The sequence below is a fragment of the Pseudomonas sp. 3MAES_34.3B genome, from assembly GCF_058145875.1.
This window is the reverse complement of record NZ_CM176960.1, coordinates 3,532,431-3,552,182: the sequence shown is the minus strand read 5'-3', so window position 1 is coordinate 3,552,182 and position 19,752 is coordinate 3,532,431. Positions and strand designations below refer to the sequence as shown.

The following is a 19,752-nucleotide window of genomic DNA, read 5'->3' as shown; positions in this document are numbered from 1 at the left end:
GCTACACCTTGGCGATCAGGTTGCCAGCGTGTAGCCCACATTCCTTCTGGGTCGCTTCTTCCCACCACCAGCGGCCTTCGCGCTCATGCTGGTTAGGCAATACCGGGCGGGTGCAGGGTTCGCAGCCGATGCTGACGAAGCCGCGCTCATGCAGGCTGTTGTACGGCAGCTCCAGCATGCGGATATAGGCCCACACTTCTTCGCTGGTCATCTGCGCCAGCGGGTTGAACTTGTACAGGGTGTTCTCCGGCGTAGAGAAGGCTGTGTCGATTTCCACCACCGCCACGTGACTGCGGGTGCCGGGGCTTTGGTCGCGGCGCTGGCCGGTGGCCCAGGCGCGAACGGTGCTCAGCTTGCGGCGCAGGGGCGCGATCTTGCGGATGCCGCAGCATTCGCCATGGCCGTCGCGGTAGAAGCTGAACAGGCCCTTTTCCTTCACCATGGCCTCAAGGGCTTCACGGTCAGGCGACAGGATCTCGATAGGGATACCGTAGTGCTCACGCACCTGCTCGATGAAGCGATAGGTTTCCGGGTGAAGCCGGCCGGTGTCGAGGGTGAATACCTTGACCTGCTTGTTCAGCTTGTAGGCCATGTCCAGCAGCACCACGTCTTCCGCGCCACTGAAGGATATCCACAGGTCGTCGCCGAAGTGCTCGAACGCAAGCTTGAGTACATCCTGCGGGGATTTGCTCGCATAGCCAGCCGCCGCTTCGGCGACATCAAAGAGGTGGTTCATCAGGCGGTTCCAGTGTGCTGGCGCTTGTCGCGCTCGAATGGCTGCAAGGTTATCAAATTGTGCCGGCGGTTGCTGGATCAGCCCTGCAACGCCTCGAGCGTATCGAGCAGTACACTCACCTTGATCAGCGACTCCTGGTATTCGTCGTCGGCCTGCGAGTCCATCACCACCGCGCCGCCGCCCCAGCAGGCAATGCACCCGCGCTCGATCAGCAAGGTCCGTATGGCGATGGAGCTGTCCAGGTTGCCGCGCACGTCCAGGTACAGAAACGACCCGCAGTAAATAGTTCGCCGATGCGCTTCCAGTTCATCGATGATCTGCATGGAGCGGATCTTCGGCGCGCCGGTTACCGAGCCACCGGGGAAGCTGCCCGCCAGCAGGTCCAGAGCGTCCCGGCCGCTGGCGAGTGTGCCTTCGATACTGCTGACCAGATGGTGCACGTTGGGGTAGGACTCCAGCGCGAACAGCTCCGGCACCCGCACGCTGCCGATGGCGCAATTGCGGCCCAAGTCGTTGCGCAGCAGGTCCACGATCATCAGGTTTTCTGCCCGATCCTTCTCGCTGGCCAGCAATTGCGCGGCCTGGGCGGCATCTTCCGCTGCATTCTGGCCGCGCGGGCGTGTGCCCTTGATTGGTCGGGTTTCTACCGCCCGGTCGTGTATCCGCACAAACCGTTCCGGGGAATGGCTGAGGATGGCGGTGTCGCCATTCACCTGCATGAAGCCGGAAAACGGCGTGGGGCATGCGCGGCGCAGGGCAAGGTAGGCCGCCCAAGCGTCCCCTTCGCACCTGGCGCTGAACTTGCGGGTGAGGTTGATCTGGTAGGTGTCACCGGCGCGGATATAGGCCTGTACCTGATCGAACGCGTGCTGATACGCCGGCTCGCTGACCTCATGGGTAAAGGTTTCGGTAAGGCGGAACGGCCCTGGCGGGGATTCGACCGAGGCCTCGAACAGCTCGATCAAGCGTTCCCGCTCGTGGGTTGCCAGCGAGGGATGAAACACCAGCCAGCTTTGCTTCTTGAGGTGATCGCTGGCCAATGCCCAGTTATAAACCCCCAGTTGGGCGTCCGGCAGGCTGAAGTCAGCCTCGGGGCCCTCGGCCAGGGCTTCCAGGCGCCGGCCGAAGTCGTACGCCAGGTAGCCGATCAGCCCGCCGGCAAAAGGCAGCTCACACCCTGCGGGAAGTTCGGCGGGCCCCAGGCTGGCGAGCGCCAATCGTAGCCGCTGAAAGTACGCCGCGCCGGTTTCATCCAGGGCCGGTTGCAGGGTTGCTACGGGCCAGGCGCTGAGCAGGTCGAATCGGCCGCGCTCGGCAACTGGCCTGGCGCTGTCGAGCAGGATGGCGCCGGGTGCATGGCGGATAGCGGCAAAGTATGTAGCGGGGCTTGCCAGGTACGGCAGGGGATGGAGGCTACAGCTGGGCATGAGGGCATCGGCGGTTTACGCAGGGGCGCCGATTGTAGTGCCAAGGCCGATGCGCCTCCAGCCATTCAGGGGCGCACGTGACCAAATGCCGCCTGTGCGAAGCGGGCGCGCTCCTCGGGCGTTTCGCTGCGCCCGTCGGCCTTCAGCGCGTTCACATGGGCTTCGACGGCTTCGGTACGATGGGCCAGGCCGCAGTCGTTGGCGATCTGGATGTTCAGCCCCGGGCGGGCGTTGAGCTCGAGGATCAGCGGGCCCTGGTTCTGGTCCAGCACCATGTCCACACCGATATAGCCCAGGCCGCACAGCTCATAGCAACCCGCAGCCAGGGCCATGAAGCCGTCCCAATAGGGCAGTTGCACGCCCTGGACGTCATTGGTGGTGTCCGGGTGCTTGTGGATGATGCTGTTGAGCCAGGTGCCGCGCAAGGTAACCCCAGTGGCAAGGTCGACCCCAACGCCGATCGCCCCCTGATGGAGGTTGGCCTTGCCGTTGGACTGCCGCGTGGGCAGGCGAACCATGGCCATCACCGGATAACCCATCAGCACGATGATGCGGATGTCCGGCACGCCTTCATAGCTGATGCTTTTGAAAATCGGATCGGGAACCACGCGGTATTCGATCAGCGCCCGGTCCCGGTGCCCGCCGAGGGAATACAGGCCGGTGAGGATGCTCGAAATCTGATATTCGATCTCCGAGCGGCTGACGATCTTGCCCGACACCGTGCGATAGCGATCCTCGAAGCGATCTCCGATCACCAGGATTCCGTCGCCGCCAGCCCCCTGGGCAGGCTTGATCACGAAATCGGGGCGATCGCCCACGATCTGGTCCAGCCGCTCGATTTCCTTTTCCGTGGAGATGATGCCGTACAGCTCTGGCACCTGAATCCCCGCAGCGATCGCCCGCTCCTTGGTGATGATCTTGTCGTCCACCACCGGATACAGGCGCCGGTCGTTGTACTTGAGCACATAGTCGGCGTTGCGACGGTTGATGCCCATGATGCCCCGTGCCTGCAGGGCCTTCCAGGTTTTGAACAGTCCGAACATCAGGCGCCTGCCCCGCGATCCTTGACGAATGCCTTGAAACGCAACAGCTCGGTAAGGCGGTAGCCCCGGTAGCGGCCCATGGCGAGCATGAAGGCGACGAGGATGAACAGCACGGCAGGGAAGGTGAACACGAAGTACACCAGCTCCGGCACGGTCATCAGCAGGTGTGCCAGCGACGCGGCCAGCAGGGTACCCGCTGCTACCTTCATCGCATGGGCGCCGCCGCGCTCTTCCCAGCTGATGGACAGCCGCTCGATGGTCATGGTGAGAATCACCATCGGGAACAGTGCCACCGACAGCCCGCGTTCAAGCCCCAGCTTGTGGCTGAGCAGGCTGATGGCGGCAATCAGCACCACCACGAACGTGAGCACGACCGACAACCTGGGCAGCATTTGCAGCTTCAGGTGCTCCAGGTACGAGCGCAGCGACAGGCCCAGCGCGGTGATCAGGGTAAACAGCACGATACCGTAGCCCAGCTGGGTTTCCCGGAACGCCAGGGCGATCAGCACCGGCGTGAAGGTACCCAGGGTTTGCAGGCCGATGAGGTTGCGCAGCACCAGAATCACCAGCACTCCGATGGGGATCATCACCATCACCATGAAGGTTTGCTGGGTTTGCAGCGGCAGGCTGTACAGCGAATAGGCGAGGAAGTCGGCGTCGGTGCTTTCGTCCGTAAGCTTGGCCAGGCGGATGGCATTCATCTCGCTATTGTTGAGGCTGAACGTGACCGTGACCTTCTTGCCACCTTCGAGCGTGACCAGCGGATCGTCCCCGGTCCACCACAACAGGCGATCGGCGGGCAGGCCCTGCTCGCCGGTATCGGGGTTGAAGTACAACCATTTGTTGCCATTGAAGCTGCGCAACCACAGCTCGGGAGACTGCGGTTGATCGGCTACCAGGCGCAGCGTGTGGGCGCGCTCCATCGGCACATGGGCAATGGAGAGCAGGAGGTCGACCACGCCGGCCTTGTGCTGGGGAGAAGGGTCGCCCGCAAGCAGCAGCTTCACGTTGTCGTCGTTGAGGTTGTTCACCCGCCGGATGGTTTCGCTGATGAAGGTTTCCACGTCCGCCGAGTGCTGGCGGATCGGTGCGAGCAAGGCCTCGGCGGCGATCTTTTCCGGGCCCTCCAGCACCAGGCTGTCGCGGAACATCGCACCTTTGTACTTGGGCTTCTCGTTGCTGTAGCGCTTGGTCAGTACCAGCCGGTAATAGAGGGTCTGGTTGCCCGACGCCCGGCGCGAGGACCAGGTGACCTTGCGGTTGCTGTCGATGCGGTTGACGCTCACGCCATAGTTGTTGGAAATGAAGCTCTCGTTGAGGCTCACGTAGTCGCTGGTGAGCGGGGGTACGTACATCTGCACCTTTACCGGGGTTTTCGGGGTGGGCACGAATTCCACCTTGGCGTCGATGTTCCACAAGTCGTCGGTTTCGTCTTCCGAAACCGGGATGCCGAGCGCGAAGATCTGGTAGCCCGTGATGCCGGCGCCCAGCAGTAGCAGGATCAGGATCAGCAGCTTGAGGTGAAGGGTGAGCGAACGCATTCAGGCTACTCGGCGATGGAAACGTCAGGGGCGCAGGCGGGCTTGCCGGCGATGTATTTCGAGGCGGGGTCGACCAGGGCGTCGAACCGCTTGAGCGCTTCGGAGCCCACCAGAAGCGGATATTGGAATGCGCTGCGGTCGGTCAAGTTCACCTCTATGCGCCGCATGGCCTTGCCCATGCACACGTTGAGCGCGATCACCGGCCGCGCCGTGTAGTGCTTGCCTGCGTCTGGATCATAGTCGCCGGCGCGCCGCTTGATCCGGCTGATCCGGGCCAGCGGGCGCTCGATAGGATGCTGATGGGCTTCGTCGATTGCCAGATAAAACCGTACCCAGGACTCTCCGTTGCGCTTGAACCGCTTGATGTCCCGCGCGCTGAGCGAAGCGGTGATGGCGCCGGTGTCGAGCTTTGCCGCCACCTCGAGGTCGATTTCGTCCAGGCGGGCGTACTCGTTCAGGCCGTAGGTGGTTTTCTCTGAGGCCAGGCCCAGGCCGGGTACCAGCAGCAGGCCGAGCAGGGAAGGGAGTCTGGGTGTTCTCATGTGACCTGGGCGGTGGCTTGTCAGGGCGGAAGGAACAGCCAACGGCCGGCCTTTCGGGGCGGCGCATTCTAGCACGGTAGTTTTATGGCGCCAGTTGAAGCACGGTGCCATCATGCCAGGGATGCGACGCCTGCGACGTGTCGGCACATCCAGTGACAACTTACCCACTGCAGTATGTGCATTGTCGAAAACCAGCCTGTTATTTGAAGCGCCGTTCCACACCCATTTCCACGAGAATCTTTGCGGATATTTCCTCTACCGAAAAATGCGTGGAGTTGATATTAGGAATATTCTCACGGCGAAACAGGGCCTCTACTTCGCGCACTTCGAACTCGCATTGGGCGAAACTCGAGTAACGGCTGTTGGCCTTGCGTTCATGGCGGATGGCGGTAAGCCGATCAGCGTCGATGGTCAGCCCGAACAGCTTGTGCCGATGAGCACGTAATACGGCGGGCAATTGCAGCCGCTCCATGTCTTCTTCGGTGAGCGGGTAGTTGGCTGCGCGGATCCCGAATTGCATTGCCATGTACAGGCACGTCGGGGTCTTGCCTGATCGCGACACGCCCACCAATATCAAGTCGGCTTTGTCGTAATAATGGGTGCGGGCGCCGTCGTCGTTGTCCAGGGCGAAGTTCACCGCCTCGATGCGATCCATGTAGTTGGAGTTGCGCGCGATGGAATGGGACTTGCCTACGGAGTAGGAGGAATGGGACCCCAGTTCCATTTCCAGCGGCGCCAGGAAGGTGGAGAAGATGTCGATCATGAAGCCATTGGAGGTGGCGAGAATCTCGCGAATGTCCTGATTCACAATGGTATCGAATATGATCGGCCGTACCCCGTCGCGGTCCGCCGCAGCGTTGATTTGTTGCACCATTGCCCGCGCTTTTTCCACGCTGTCGATATAGGGGCGGGTGAACTTGTTGAACGTTATGGTTTCGAATTGCGCGAGCAAACTCTGGCCAAGCGTTTCAGCAGTGATGCCGGTGCCGTCAGAGATAAAGAAAGCTGATCGTTTCATTTGCGCCCCGGGGCTTAGGCTGCGGAAGAATCCTGAGATATCATCGGCCCGTTTCGTTGGGCTCGAGTCTCGCATTCTCACGCATTTCGAAGACTCGGGCCACTGTGCCCCGTAGGGCGCCATGAAGGCGCCTGGTCCAAATCCTTTTGCGGAGACATCACCTTGGTAGATTACGTAGTTTCCCTCGATAAGCTCGGCGTCCATGATGTGGAGCACGTGGGGGGCAAAAACGCATCCCTGGGCGAGATGATCAGTAACCTCGCGGGCGCCGGTGTATCGGTACCTGGTGGCTTCGCCACCACTGCCCAGGCCTACAGGGACTTCCTTGAGCAGAGTGGGCTGAACGAGCAGATCCACGCCGCCCTCGACGCCCTGGACGTGGATGACGTCAACGCTCTTGCGCGTACCGGTGCCCAGATCCGCAAATGGGTCATGGAAGCCGAATTCCCCGAGCAGCTCAACAACGAAATCCGCAAGCACTTCGCCCTGCTGTCCCAGGGTAATCCGGACATCGCTGTGGCCGTGCGCTCCTCGGCCACCGCTGAAGACCTCCCCGATGCGTCCTTCGCCGGCCAGCAGGAAACGTTCCTCAACATCCGTGGCGTGGAAAACGTGATCCGTGCCGCCAAGGAAGTGTTCGCCTCGCTGTTCAATGACCGCGCCATCGCCTACCGGGTTCACCAGGGGTTCGATCACAAGCTGGTCGCCTTGTCGGCAGGCGTACAGCGCATGGTCCGCTCCGAAACCGGTACCGCAGGCGTGATGTTCACGCTGGACACCGAGTCGGGCTTCCGTGACGTGGTGTTCATCACCGGCGCCTATGGCCTGGGCGAAACCGTGGTGCAGGGTGCGGTGAACCCTGATGAATTCTATGTGCACAAGGGCACGCTGGAAGCCGGCCGCCCGGCCATCCTGCGCCGCAACCTGGGCAGCAAGGCCATCAAGATGGTCTATGGCGATGAAGCCAAGGCAGGCCGCTCGGTGAAAACCGTGGACGTGGACAAGGCCGAGCGCGCGCGCTTCTGCCTCACCGACGCCGAGGTCAGCGAGCTGGCCAAGCAGGCCATGATCATCGAGAAACACTATGGCCGCCCGATGGACATCGAGTGGGCCAAGGATGGGGACGACGGCAAGCTGTACATCGTGCAGGCCCGCCCGGAAACCGTGAAAAGCCGTTCCAGCGCCAATGTGATGGAGCGCTACCTGCTCAAGGAAAAAGGCACGGTGCTGGTGGAAGGTCGCGCCATTGGCCAGCGCATCGGCGCAGGCAAGGTGCGGGTGATCCGTGATGTGTCCGAAATGGACAAGGTGCAGCCCGGTGACGTACTGGTGTCGGACATGACCGACCCGGATTGGGAGCCTGTGATGAAGCGCGCCAGCGCCATCGTCACCAACCGCGGCGGCCGCACTTGCCATGCCGCGATCATCGCCCGTGAGCTGGGCATTCCTGCCGTGGTGGGCTGCGGCAATGCCACCCAGTTGCTCAAGGACGGGCAGGGCGTGACGGTGTCTTGCGCCGAGGGCGACACTGGCTACATCTTCGAAGGCGAACTGGGCTTCGACATCAAGAAAAACTCCGTCGATGCCATGCCGGAGCTGCCGTTCAAGATCATGATGAACGTGGGCAACCCCGACCGTGCCTTCGACTTCGCCCAGCTGCCGAACGCCGGCGTGGGCCTGGCGCGGCTGGAGTTCATCATCAACCGCATGATCGGCGTGCACCCCAAGGCGCTGCTGAACTACGCCGACCTGCCGGTGGAAATCAAGGACAGCGTAGACAAGCGCATCGCTGGCTACGACGACCCGGTAGGCTTCTACGTCGAGAAGCTGGTGGAAGGCATCAGCACCCTGGCTGCCGCGTTCTATCCTAAAAAGGTGATCGTGCGCCTGTCGGACTTCAAGTCCAACGAGTACGCCAACCTCATCGGCGGCAAGCTGTACGAGCCCGAAGAAGAAAACCCGATGCTGGGCTTCCGTGGCGCCTCGCGTTACATCAGCGAATCGTTCCGGGATTGCTTCGAGCTGGAATGCCGCGCCCTCAAGCGTGTACGTGAAACCATGGGCCTGGACAACGTTGAGATCATGGTGCCGTTCGTACGCACCTTGGGCGAGGCCTCCCAGGTGGTCGACCTGCTGGCGGCCAACGGCCTGGCCCGTGGGGAGAACGGCCTACGGGTGATCATGATGTGCGAGCTGCCGTCCAACGCCATCCTGGCCGAGGAGTTCCTGGAATTCTTCGACGGCTTCTCCATTGGCTCCAACGACCTCACCCAGCTCACCCTGGGGCTGGATCGGGACTCGGGCATCATTGCCCACCTGTTCGACGAGCGAAACCCGGCCGTGAAAAAGCTGTTGGCCAACGCCATCCAGGCGTGCAACAAGGCTGGCAAGTACATCGGCATCTGCGGCCAGGGGCCTTCGGACCACCCGGACCTTGCCCGCTGGCTGATGGAGCAGGGGATCGAAAGCGTGTCGCTGAACCCCGATTCTGTCCTGGAAACCTGGTTCTTCCTGGCAGAAGGGCAGGCTTAAGCAGATAATCACGCCCCCGCCTGGCCTCAGCGCCAGCCGGGGGTGTGTTTTTTCTCCTTCGAAAGCCTCTGAACCATGCAAAGCAGCAGCCGTTTATTTCCAGTCGCCTTGCTCCGTGCGGAGCGATGCGGCGACCTCAGTGAAGACGTCTACCGGATCAAGGCTGCCAACAGCCCTGACCCTACCGTGGAACTGGCCGTTACGCGCCTGGGCCTGGCCGATGCTGCCGGAGGGCGCGGTGCACCGGTGATACTGCTTCATGGCAGTTTTTCCAATCGCCGCTTCTGGTATTCCCCCAAAGGCATCGGGCTGGGCGCGACCCTGGCGCGGGCGGGGTACGACGTGTGGATTCCCGAGATGCGCGGGCACGGCCTGTCGCCGCGCAACCAGGCCTATCGGCACAACGGTGTGGCCGATTACGCCCGCTATGACCTCCCTGTGATCAACGCCTTCGTGACCGAGCTGAGCGGGCAGCGGCCCTACTGGCTCGGCCACTCCCTCGGCGGTATCACCCTGGCAAGGGCGCTGGGTGAGCAAACCCTTGCCGCCGATGAGCTTGCTGGCGTGGCGCTGTTCGGCAGCCAGGTGAGCCGTGCGCCTTGGCCGCTGCGGGTGGCACCCTTCAATTGGCTCGGGCGCTTGATCATGCGGGGTATGGACCATGTGTCCGGCCCTCGCCTCAAGCGTGGCCCGGAAGATGAACCTGCCGGTGTGGCGTTGGAGCTGTTGCATTGGCACGGCCTGCGGCGACGGATGGGGCGCAAGGCGCCTGACTGGCGTGACGGGTTGGCGGGTGTGCACCTGCCAGTGCTGGCGGTGGCGGGGGCTGGAGACCGGCAAGACCCGCCCTGGGCCTGCGAGCAGCTGTTCGAGTGTTTCGGCGCACAGGGCCAGTTCCTGCTGCTAGGCCGCGATCAGGGCTTCAGCCAGGATTTCGGCCACGTGGACATGCTGGTAAGCAAGGCCGCCCAGGCTGAAGTATGGCCATTGGTGCAGCGCTGGCTGGCCGCGCCTGCGCGTAGGCTGCCTCAGGCTAGCGTTGCAACAGAGGCAGAGGCTAAGCTCTGAACCACTTCCCGATGAGGTGAACCTTGTGTTTGTAGCCTTGGAGCGTCTGGTCAATCTCGATGACGGTTACAAGCGGGCATTCGCCGTGGCGGGCCGCCAGTTATTACTCATCGTGGACCAGGGCCAGCACCTGTTATTCGAGAACCGCTGCCCGCATCAGGGCGCGCCCTTGCATGACGGTACCCTGGCGAACGGCGTGCTGCGCTGCCGTCGCCACGGTATTGAGTTCGATGTGCACAGCGGCCGGCCACGGCAAGGCCACTGTGGCTCGCTTATCCGCTGGCCGGTGGCCTATGATGGCGATCGTCTCGGCCTGGACATCTAGCAGGCCTGCTCACTCGCGAAAAAGGAGTTCACCATGCACTACCTGACGCCCGATCTGTGCGATGCCTATCCCGAACACGTGCAAGTGCTTGAACCGATGTTCAGCAATTTTGGTGGCCGCGACTCGTTTGGTGGCGAGATCGTGACCATCAAGTGCCACGAAGACAACTCGCTGGTAAAGGCGCAGGTGGAAACCGACGGCAAGGGCAAGGTGCTCGTCGTCGATGGCGGTGGTTCGCTGCGCCGTGCCCTGCTGGGCGACTTGCTGGCGGAGAAGGCTGCACACAATGGTTGGGAAGGTGTGCTGATCTACGGCTGCATCCGTGACGTGGACATGATCGCGCAGACCGACCTTGGCGTGCAGGCGCTGGCTACCCATCCCATGAAGACCGACAAGCGCGGAATCGGCGACCTCAATGTGCCGGTGACCTTCGCAGGGGTCACACTCAAGCCCGGCGATTACCTGTACGCCGACAACAACGGTGTGATCGTTTCGGCGGTTCCCCTGAGCATGCCTGAATAAAAAGCAGAGGATTTGCAGTCACTGATGGTTGAACACGACAATTCGGGTGGGTTGGTGCACGCCCTGGTGCTGAACGGGCAGGGCGGTGCACGTACGATCACCCGCGATGAACTCCCAGGCCTGAGCCTGGGCGAGCACGAAAGCCTGTGGCTGCACTGGGATCGTGGCCATCCCCAGACCCACGCCTGGTTACGCGAGCGTAGCGGGCTGAACGACTTCAGTTGTGACCTCCTGCTGGAGGAGAACACCCGGCCTCGCCTGGTGCCGCTGCCCAACTCGCAATTTTTGCTGTTCCTCAGAGGCATCAACCTCAACCCGGGCGCCCAGCCTGAAGACATGGTGTCGGTGCGGATCTTCGCCGAGGAACGCCGGGTGATTTCCCTACGGCTGCGTTCGTTGCGCGCCACCGAAGACCTGGTTGCCCGCCTTGCCGCTGGCGATGGGCCCCGGAACGCTGCCGACCTGGTGCTCTATCTTGCCGAGCGCCTCACCGAGCGCATTCAGGCCGTAGTCGACCAACTCACCGAAACCCTGGATGCCGAAGAAGAGCGTGTGGATGCCGAAGACGGCTACGCCCCCGAGCACTCCAGCCTTCTGCATCTTCGGCGCAGGGCGGCGGGTTTGCGGCGCTTCCTTGCCCCCCAGCGTGACTTGTTCGCACTGCTGGCCCGCAATTGCCCTGGCTGGTTCGCGGGCCAGGACAGTGACTACTGGAACGAGCTGAACAACAGCCTGATCCGCTATCTGGAAGAGCTGGAGCTGAACCGCGAACGGGTGGCCCTGCTGCTCGAGGCCGAGCAGCGGCAGCTCAGCGAGCGGATGAACCGGACCATGTACCGGTTTGGCGTGGTGACCGGGATCTTCCTCCCGATCACATTCATCACCGGGTTGCTGGGCATGAACGTGGGTGGTTTGCCGGGTGCGAACAACCCTGAAGGATTCTTCATTACCTGTAGCGTCACCCTTGCGGTGGCGGTGGGGCAGTGGTTGCTCTATCGGCGGCTTCGCTGGGTGTGAAGGTTTTGCCGTGGAATGTGACCCGGCTCCGGGGGCCTGCGTCTTTGAGTCAAATTCGTGAGGTGATCATGCACGACCCATTCGAACAGTCCTTGCGCGACATGCTCAATGCCAGCCCCCAGGGGCGCGATGATGACGCCTGCCTGGACCGCGTGTTGAAAACCGCGAACCGCCAGGTGGGCGCGCAGGACCTGTTCGGCCTGATCGGCCGTTGCTTCCAGGCCGGCATGATCGCTGTAAGCAAAGGGGCGCCGCATGTGGCGCCGGTGAACCGTCGTACCCGTACCGCGCAGCGCGCGGATAAGGCTGATTGAACATGGAACTCGACCTCTGGACCCAAAGCCTGGTCACTGCGATGACCGCCCTGTGGACCAAAGTCGCCAGCTTCATTCCCAACCTGTTCGGCGCCCTTGTGGTGGTGCTGCTTGGGTTTGTGGTCGCCAAGCTGCTGGACGCCCTGTTGTCGCGGGTGCTCGCCAAGGTAGGGCTGGACCGCCTGATGGCCGGTACCGGCCTTACCAAACTGATGGGGCGCGCCGGCATCAGGGTGCCGATCTCCACGTTGGTAGGTAAAATCGTTTACTGGTTCGTGCTGCTTATCTTCTTCGTTTCCGCGGCCGAGTCTCTTGGCTTGCAGCGCGTTTCGGCCACCCTGGATGTGCTGGCGCTTTACCTGCCCAAGGTATTTGGCGCGGTGCTGGTGCTGCTGGTGGGTGTGCTGCTGGCGCAACTGGTCAATGGCATCGTGCGCGGCGCCGCCGAAGGCGTGGGTATCGAGTATGCCGGTGGCCTGGGCCGCGTGGCGCAGTGGCTGGTGATCGTGATCAGTATCTCCGTGGCCATCAGCCAGCTGGAGATCAAGACCGACCTGCTCAACCATGTGATCGTGATCGCGCTGATTACCGTTGGTCTGGCGGTTGCGCTGGCGATGGGCCTGGGCAGTCGCGATATCGCCAGCCAGATCCTTGCCGGGATTTATGTGCGCGAGCTTTATCAGGTTGGCCAACAGGTGCGTATTGGAGAGCTCGAGGGCCATATCGAGGAAATCGGCACCGTGAAAACCACGGTGGTGACCGAGGAAGGTGAATGGGTGTCGGTGTCGAACCGGATCCTGCTTGCGGAGAAGGTCAGTAGCCGCTGAGCGTGCATATTCTGCTAGTATGCCCGCCGCGAAAAATCACCGGCCCCCACGGGGTGGCGGGTGGACCTGACCTGACCTGCGGCCCGAACCGTTTTGACTAAAGTGCCAACGCCTTCATTGCGATACGACCCACGCGCGCTGTCCGACGAGGAACTGGTGGCACGTTCGCATGAAGAGCTTTTTCATGTGACCCGCGCTTACGAAGAGCTGATGCGCCGCTATCAGCGCACCCTCTTCAATGTATGCGCGCGTTACCTGGGGAACGATCGGGACGCTGATGATGTCTGTCAGGAAGTGATGTTGAAGGTGTTGTACGGCTTGAAGAACTTCGAGGGTAAATCGAAGTTCAAGACATGGCTATACAGCATCACTTACAACGAATGCATCACGCAGTATCGGAAAGAAAGACGCAAGCGTCGCTTGATGGATGCCTTGAGTCTTGATCCGGTCGAGGAGGCTTCGGAGGAAAAGGCGCCGAAGCCCGAGGAGCGCGGCGGTCTTGACCGCTGGCTTGTGTATGTGAACCCGATAGATCGGGAAATCCTTGTGCTGCGGTTTGTCGCGGAACTTGAATTTCAGGAGATCGCGGACATCATGCACATGGGTCTGAGCGCGACCAAAATGCGCTACAAACGCGCGCTCGACAAGCTGCGCGAGAAATTCGCCAACGTTCTGGAAACTTAACGGAACGCGAATCTCTCTAACTGGCGTGCAAGTTCTGCTAGACTTGCCGCCGAGTTGTCCCACGCAGTCCTGGTGGGATCGCTTAACAATCACCAGATGGGGATTTAACGGATGAAACTGAAAAACACCTTGGGCCTGGCCATTGGCTCTCTTGTTGCCGCAACCTCTTTCGGCGTATTGGCACAAGGCCAAGGCGCAGTCGAGGGTGAGCTGTTCACCAAGAAGTACTACACCGACAGTTCGCGTGATCTGGACGATGCCAACCTCTACGGTGGCTCGATCGGTTACTTCCTGACCGACGACGTTGAGCTGCGTCTGGGCTACGACGGCATCCACAACATTCGCTCGAACAACGGCACCGGCAACCAGAAAATCCACGGCGGCGACGCTGCTCTGGACGCCGTATACCACTTCGGTACCCCAGGTGTTGGCCTGCGTCCGTACGTCTCCGCTGGCTTCTCGCAGCAGAGCATCAGCAACGTCGAAGCTCATGGCCACAGCGGCCGTGACCACTCCACCTTCTTCAACGCTGGTGGCGGCGCCAAGTACTACTTCACCGAAAACGTGTACGCACGTGCTGGCGTTGAAGCCATGTACAACATCGACCGTGGCGAGACCGAGTGGGCTCCGAGCGTTGGTGTTGGCGTGAACTTCGGTGGCGGCGCCAAGCAGCAGGAAGAAGTGGCCGCGGCCCCTGCTCCAGTTGCTGAAGTGTGCTCCGACTCGGACAACGACGGCGTTTGCGACAACGTCGACAAGTGCCCGAACACTCCTGCAAACACCACCGTTGACGCTGATGGCTGCCCAGCCGTTGCCGAAACCGTACGTGTTGAGCTGGACGTGAAGTTCGACTTCAACAAGTCGGTCGTCAAGCCTAACAGCTATGCCGACATCAAGAACCTGGCCGACTTCATGAAGCAATACCCGGCTACCACCACCACCGTTGAAGGTCACACCGACTCCGTTGGTACCGACGCTTACAACCAGAAGCTGTCCGAGAAGCGCGCTGCCGCTGTTCGTAACGTTCTGGTCAACCAGTACGGTGTTGAAGGCGCTCGCGTGAACTCTGTTGGCTACGGCGAAACCCGCCCAGTTGCTGACAACGCCACCGACGCTGGCCGCGCGATCAACCGTCGCGTAGAAGCCGAAGTAGAAGCTCAAGCCAAGTAATTTGCGCTGAGCGTCAAAAAAGCCCGGGCAATTGCCCGGGCTTTTTTATTGTCCGCCAAGCCCCCTAGGAGTGGGGGGGCCTGCCATCTGCCGCAGCCTGCGAACCGGTCTCTCATCACCCGTGCAAACACACCAGCGCCACAATCAGGTTCGCCGCCAGCGACAGCAGCGCCACGGTGCGCCAGACCTTCAGCGGCTCACGTTCGAGCAGCGGCCTGCGCACCGCCACAAAGCCCTTCGATTCTCCACGCTGCAGCTCCAGCAGCCACTGCTCGGCGGTTTCGAAGCGCTGGGCGGGGTCAACCTGTACGCTTTTTATCATCAGGGCATCCAGCCATTCGGGGATTTCTGGCCTGTAGCGGCTGGGCGCCGTCGGCTGGCCGAAGCGCGGGCGTTGGAAAGCCTCGATCTCGCCATAGGGATAGTGCCCGGTGAGTGCCTGGTACAGCACCACACCGGCGGCGAACAGGTCTTGGGAGGTGGTGGGGGCCTCACCCTGGAACGCTTCCGGAGCGATATAGCTGGGCGTCCCCGCCACCTGTTGCGTACTCACCGCCGATAGGCCGGGGCAATAGGCCAAGCCGAAATCAAGCACCTTTAACTCATTATCCCCCCTGAACAACAGGTTTTCCGGCTTGAGGTCGCGATGGATCATATTGCGCCGATGCAGCAGCCCCAACGCTTTGAGCAGCCGGTCGGCCAGATGATGCCAGGCGTCCAGTGCCAGCGGGCCTTGACTCAAGCGCTCGGCCAATGTGGCACCGGGGTATTGACGCATGGCGAAATAGAGGTGCTGGCGCCCGGTGCCGCTGTGTACTTCAGGGAAGGCGCGAGCTGCCACACGGCGCAGGAACCACTCCTCCAACAACAAACGCTGCTGCTCCTGATCATCCTCGGCACACTGGGCAGGCAACGTTTTCAGCAGCCAGGGCTCCCCTTCAATATTCAGTACGCGGTAAACCAGCGACTGACGGCTGCGCGCATGAACCCCCTGCACCCGCCACCCCTCGAACAGCTGCCCGGCCTTGAGCATAGGCGGAAGCGGCCACTGGCGCAGCCGGGCGAGATTGTCCGCCAGGTTCACGCTGCCCGGCGACAGCACGCGTACCAGCAGAGCACTGGCGTTGTCCTGGCTACCAGCGGCGTGCGCCAGGCGGACCAGCGTGTCCGCCGCCGCTTGCACCGTTTGCGCCTCACGCAGCACGCTACTGATTTCCCGCTCATGCAGGGCGCTCCACACCCCGTCACTGAGCAGCAGAAACGCCTCGCCGGCGTGCAGATCATCTTCGAGGTAATCCACCAACAGGTGCTGGTCCAGCCCCAGCGCACGCTTGAGCACATGCTGCATGCCCGGCTGGTCCCAAACGTGGTCCTGGCTTAACCGGTGCAAACCCTCCGGCCCCCAGCGGTAGGCGCGGCAGTCACCCACATGGGCGAGGGTGAAGCGGTTGCCACGCACCACCAGTGCCGTGAGGGTGGTGAGCAGCGGCTGGCCTCTGCCATTGGCCTGCAGCCAACGGTTTTGTGCGCCTAGCAACGTGTCCAGCGCACGGCTCACTGGCCAGGTTTCCGGTGTGGCGTAGTAGTCGAGCGCCAGCGCCTGCAGGGTCGCCCGCGCGGCCAGGCCGCCGTCCACGCATTGGCTTACGCCGTCGGCAAGGCCGAACAGGTAACCCTTGCTCGCCGCCAAGGCGGGGGAGGGGGTGACCATGCGCAGCGCATCCTGGTTCTCCGAGCGTGGGCCGGTGGCCGTAGCCTGGGCGCATTCCAGGCGCAGCGTGGTGCTCAAACGCGTGCCGCCGTTACAGCCGCCGCGCCCCAGGTGGTGCGCCAGCGACGCTTCACGCTATGCAGCCCGAACCAGGCCACCACAGCCAGCAGCGCGAAGGTCCACAGCGCCAGCTGATAGCTGCCAGTGTGTTGCTTGATCGCACCCAGGCCCGCAGCGAGCAGGAAGCCACCCACCCCACCCGCCATACCGATCAGGCCGGTCATTACACCGATTTCCTGCCGGAAACGCTGCGGCACCAGTTGGAATACAGCCCCGTTGCCCGCACCCAGGCCCAGCATGGTGACTACGAACAGGGCCAGCGCCGCCACGGAGCTGGGCAGGTTGAAGCCCACCGCGGCCATGCACAGCGCGGCCACGGTATACATCGCCAAGAGGGTGCGAATGCCCCCGAAGCGATCTGCCAGCGCACCGCCCAAGGGCCGCAACAGGCTACCGCCGAATACGCAGGCCGCTGTGTAGTAACCCGCTGTGACAGGGCTTAGCCCGTATTGATCGTTGAAATAACCGGGCAGGGCGCTCGCCAAGCCGATGAAGCCACCGAAGGTGATGGCGTAGAAGAACATGAACCACCAGCTGTCCTTGTCGCCCAGGGCCTTGCTGTAATCGGCCAGCGCCTTGGGTTTGGGACGGTTTGGCGCATTGCGCGCCACCGTGGCGAACACTACCAAAGTGAGTACCAGCGGAATCAATGCAAAGCCGAAGACATTGGTCCAGCCGAACGCCGCGGCCAGCGCAGGTGCAAACAGTGCGGCAAACACGGTGCCTGAGTTGCCCGCGCCGGCGATGCCCATGGCCTTGCCCTGATGTTCAGCCGGGTACCACTGGGATGCCAGAGGCAGCGACACGGCAAAGGATGCCCCTGCCACGCCCAGCCCGATGCCCAGCAGCAGCGCCTGGGTAAAGCTATGGATACCCAGCTGCCAGGCCAGCGCCAGGGAGGCGATAACAATGCACTGGCCAATGATGCCCGCGGTTTTGGGGGATAGGCGATCCGCAGCCCAGCCCATGATCACGCGCAGGATGGCGCCGGCGAGGATAGGCGTGGCCACCAGCAGGCCGCGCTGCTGAGTGGTCAGCTGGAGGTCCGTGGCGATCTGCACGGCCAGGGGGCCGAGGAGGTACCAGACCATGAAGCTCAGGTCAAAATACAGGAACGCTGCAAACAGGGTAGGCGCGTGGCCGGCTTTCCAGAAACTCGTATTCATTGAATACCTCAACGGGCAAGGGGCTCGATCGATGCCCCGGCTTCGGGGGTCTGAAACGCAAAAGACGCCGCTGCCCGACCTGCCTGAACAGGGGGGAGCGACGTCTTTGTCGTTGGCCCGGCAACCGCCATTGGCTGCCCGAGCTGAATGTGGGTAGTACGCTTACGGCTGGAGCAATTCCCGGGCCAGCTTTCAGCCGAGCATCTCGTTCATGGCGATGATCTGCTCGGCGACCTGGATCAGCTTCTGCTGACGGCTCATGGCCTGGCGACGCATCAACGTATACGCTGCCGCCTCGTCACAGGCCTTGAGCTTCATCAACAGGCCCTTGGCCAACTCGATTCGCTTGCGTTCGGCCAGCTGTTGATCCCGGGCGCTTAGCTCCGCCCGCAGCGCCTGGTCGGTTTCGAAGCGGGCGATCGCCACATCCAGGATCGGCTGCAAGCGTTCGGCATGGATGCCCTCCACGATATAGGCGCTCACGCCCGCGCGGATGGCCTGGCGCATCACGTGGGGGTCGTGTTCATCGGTGAACAGCACAATGGGGCTTGGCCGATCACGGTTTACCAGGATCACCTGCTCCATCACATCGCGGCCCGGAGAGTCAGTGTCGATAAGGATCACATCAGGGTGCAGGCGCTCCACTTCCAGGGGCAGATCGATGGTCAGGCCGCTGGCTTCCATTACCTCGAAACCCGCGCCGCTGAGGGCGTTACGCAGCCGCCCCAGCTTCTTCTCGGTGTCGTCGATCAAGAGGATTCGAAGCATGGATCACTCCCCCGCCACATGGCTGATGGTGAAGGCCTTGGCATACCCCTCGGGGTCGCTGCCATCCCAGCGGCTACCGTCGGCGAACACGCTACTGCGGCAATCGGCGGGATCGGCCGCGATACCTGCTGCAAGCGCGGCTTCGCGATACATGGCCAGTTGCTGAACCTGTTCGGCCACGGCGTGATAGTCGGGCGCTTCACGCAGTAGGCCCCAGCGACGGAACTGCGTCATGAACCACAGGCCGTCGGACAGGTAGGGCAGGTTGACGCGCCCTTCGTCGAAAAAGCGTACCGGGTGCGCATCGAGCCAGGCGTGGCCAAGGCCATCTTCATAGCGCCCTTCCAGGCGGGGCAAAATGCGCCCGGGCGGGGCATCAAGGTACTCCCGAGCACTGAGCAGGTGCGCCGTGGCCTCCAGGTTCTGCTCAACGAACCGGCTGGCTTCGAGCACCGCCATGATCAGCATGCGGGCGGTATTGGGGTAGGTGCTGACGAAGTCGCGGGTGCAGGCCAGTGCTTTTTCCGGGTGGTCCGGCCAAATGGCCTGGCTGGTGGCAAGGGTTACCGCCAGATGCTGTTCTACCGCCTCCGCCGCCCAAGGCTCGCCCACGCAAAACCCGTCGATGCGCCCGGCACGCAGGTGGTCGAGCATCATGGGCGGCGGGACCACCACGCTGTCCACCTCGCTCAAGGGGTCGATGCCCTGGCTAGCCAGCCAGTAATTGAGCCACATGGCGTGAGTACCGGTGGGAAAAGTCTGGGCAAAGGTGAGCCGGCGCCCTCCTTGCTGGATGTGCTGTGCAACGCGCCGTGGGGTGTTCACCCCCTCGCCGGCCAGCGTGGCGCAAAGGTTGAGGCTCTGCCCGTTGCGGTTCAGGCCCATCAATACCGCCATGTCCCGCTGGGCGCCACCGCTGATCCCCAGTTGCACGGCATACACCAGCCCATAAAGGGCGTGCGCGACGTCCAGCTCGCCGCTGGCCAGCTTGTCCTGGAGGCCAGCCCAGGAATGCTGGCGCCGCAGGTTGATGTTCAGCCCATAGGGTTGGGCGAAGCCCTGGGTCGCCGCCACCACCACCGAGGCGCAATCAGTGAGGGCCATGTAGCCCAGCTCGATACTGGATTTTTCCGGGCCGTCGCTGCCAGCCACCCAGGCCGTACGTGGGTCTATCGTGTTCGCGGTCATGAATCAGCCTTCTGCAAGCACAACGGCGCCGGG

General features: G+C 62.4%; 19 protein-coding genes. 9 read left to right on the top strand and 10 right to left on the bottom strand.

The window, feature by feature from the left end; translation table 11 throughout:
- Nucleotide 1: 1 nt before the first annotated feature.
- From AC3Z8Y_RS15545 to ppsR, 6 genes are all read right to left on the bottom strand, one after another.
- Nucleotides 2-736 (bottom strand): phosphoadenylyl-sulfate reductase, encoded by a 735-nt coding sequence (locus AC3Z8Y_RS15545; RefSeq protein WP_181112606.1) that lies wholly within the window; start codon nt 734-736, stop codon nt 2-4.
- Nucleotides 737-813: 77 nt separating this feature from the next.
- Entirely contained in the window at nt 814-2,163 is a 1,350-nt protein-coding gene (gene pabB, locus AC3Z8Y_RS15540; protein ID WP_490086581.1) for an aminodeoxychorismate synthase component I, read from the bottom strand.
- Nucleotides 2,164-2,228: 65 nt separating this feature from the next.
- Nucleotides 2,229-3,206, bottom strand: coding sequence for an alpha-L-glutamate ligase-like protein (locus tag AC3Z8Y_RS15535; protein ID WP_490086580.1), 978 nt, complete (start codon nt 3,204-3,206; stop codon nt 2,229-2,231).
- On the bottom strand, nt 3,206-4,747 hold the full coding sequence (gene rloB / locus AC3Z8Y_RS15530) for an osmotic stress tolerance membrane protein RloB (protein WP_490086579.1): 1,542 nt from the start codon (nt 4,745-4,747) through the stop codon (nt 3,206-3,208). Before rloB ends, AC3Z8Y_RS15535 begins: the two co-directional genes overlap by 1 nt.
- 5 nt (nt 4,748-4,752) lie before the next feature.
- Complete coding sequence (gene rloA, locus AC3Z8Y_RS15525; protein WP_490086578.1) at nt 4,753-5,289, bottom strand: retropepsin-like aspartic peptidase RloA; 537 nt, start codon at nt 5,287-5,289, stop codon at nt 4,753-4,755.
- Nucleotides 5,290-5,488: 199 nt separating this feature from the next.
- A complete protein-coding gene (gene ppsR / locus AC3Z8Y_RS15520; RefSeq protein ID WP_490086577.1) occupies nt 5,489-6,307 on the bottom strand; it encodes a posphoenolpyruvate synthetase regulatory kinase/phosphorylase PpsR in 819 nt (272 codons plus the stop codon).
- Nucleotides 6,308-6,469: 162 nt separating this feature from the next.
- On the opposite strand from ppsR, the gene ppsA reads away from it, so the two are divergent.
- The 9 genes from ppsA to AC3Z8Y_RS15475 all read left to right on the top strand — a co-directional run bounded on the left by ppsA (nt 6,470) and on the right by AC3Z8Y_RS15475 (nt 14,766).
- Nucleotides 6,470-8,839: a phosphoenolpyruvate synthase gene (ppsA, locus tag AC3Z8Y_RS15515; RefSeq protein ID WP_490086576.1), complete on the top strand. Its 2,370-nt coding sequence runs from the start codon at nt 6,470-6,472 to the stop codon at nt 8,837-8,839.
- 75 nt (nt 8,840-8,914) lie between these two features.
- On the top strand, nt 8,915-9,907 hold the full coding sequence (locus AC3Z8Y_RS15510) for an alpha/beta fold hydrolase (protein ID WP_490086575.1): 993 nt from the start codon (nt 8,915-8,917) through the stop codon (nt 9,905-9,907).
- 25 nt (nt 9,908-9,932) lie between these two features.
- Complete coding sequence (locus AC3Z8Y_RS15505) at nt 9,933-10,232, top strand: Rieske (2Fe-2S) protein (protein ID WP_181112590.1); 300 nt, start codon at nt 9,933-9,935, stop codon at nt 10,230-10,232.
- Between the two features lie 33 nt (nt 10,233-10,265).
- Complete coding sequence (gene rraA / locus AC3Z8Y_RS15500) at nt 10,266-10,754, top strand: ribonuclease E activity regulator RraA (protein WP_490086574.1); 489 nt, start codon at nt 10,266-10,268, stop codon at nt 10,752-10,754.
- Between the two features lie 24 nt (nt 10,755-10,778).
- Nucleotides 10,779-11,771, top strand: coding sequence for a zinc transporter ZntB (locus AC3Z8Y_RS15495; protein ID WP_490086573.1), 993 nt, complete (start codon nt 10,779-10,781; stop codon nt 11,769-11,771).
- A 68-nt stretch (nt 11,772-11,839) separates the two neighbouring features.
- Nucleotides 11,840-12,085 carry a CrfX protein gene (locus AC3Z8Y_RS15490; protein WP_181112584.1) on the top strand — a complete coding sequence of 82 codons (246 nt, stop codon included), beginning with the start codon at nt 11,840-11,842 and terminating at the stop codon, nt 12,083-12,085.
- Between the two features lie 2 nt (nt 12,086-12,087).
- Entirely contained in the window at nt 12,088-12,912 is an 825-nt protein-coding gene (locus tag AC3Z8Y_RS15485; RefSeq protein ID WP_181112582.1) for a mechanosensitive ion channel family protein, read from the top strand.
- Nucleotides 12,913-13,029: 117 nt separating this feature from the next.
- Nucleotides 13,030-13,596 (top strand): RNA polymerase sigma factor SigX, encoded by a 567-nt coding sequence (sigX, locus tag AC3Z8Y_RS15480; RefSeq protein ID WP_490090014.1) that lies wholly within the window; start codon nt 13,030-13,032, stop codon nt 13,594-13,596.
- A gap of 111 nt (nt 13,597-13,707) precedes the next feature.
- Complete coding sequence (locus AC3Z8Y_RS15475; RefSeq protein ID WP_490086572.1) at nt 13,708-14,766, top strand: OmpA family protein; 1,059 nt, start codon at nt 13,708-13,710, stop codon at nt 14,764-14,766.
- Between the two features lie 115 nt (nt 14,767-14,881).
- On the opposite strand, the gene AC3Z8Y_RS15470 is transcribed toward AC3Z8Y_RS15475, so the two are convergent.
- The 4 genes from AC3Z8Y_RS15470 to AC3Z8Y_RS15455 form a co-directional block, all read right to left on the bottom strand.
- The gene (locus AC3Z8Y_RS15470) at nt 14,882-16,555 is read right to left on the bottom strand and encodes a bifunctional protein-serine/threonine kinase/phosphatase (protein WP_490086571.1); all 1,674 of its coding nucleotides are present in this window, start codon (nt 16,553-16,555) and stop codon (nt 14,882-14,884) included.
- Nucleotides 16,552-17,763, bottom strand: coding sequence for a nitrate/nitrite transporter (locus AC3Z8Y_RS15465; protein ID WP_490086570.1), 1,212 nt, complete (start codon nt 17,761-17,763; stop codon nt 16,552-16,554). The genes AC3Z8Y_RS15470 and AC3Z8Y_RS15465 overlap by 4 nt, the downstream gene beginning before the upstream one ends.
- 192 nt (nt 17,764-17,955) lie before the next feature.
- Entirely contained in the window at nt 17,956-18,531 is a 576-nt protein-coding gene (locus tag AC3Z8Y_RS15460) for an ANTAR domain-containing response regulator (protein WP_490086569.1), read from the bottom strand.
- Nucleotides 18,532-18,534: 3 nt separating this feature from the next.
- Complete coding sequence (locus tag AC3Z8Y_RS15455) at nt 18,535-19,719, bottom strand: CmpA/NrtA family ABC transporter substrate-binding protein (RefSeq protein ID WP_490086568.1); 1,185 nt, start codon at nt 19,717-19,719, stop codon at nt 18,535-18,537.
- Nucleotides 19,720-19,752: the final 33 nt, after the last annotated feature.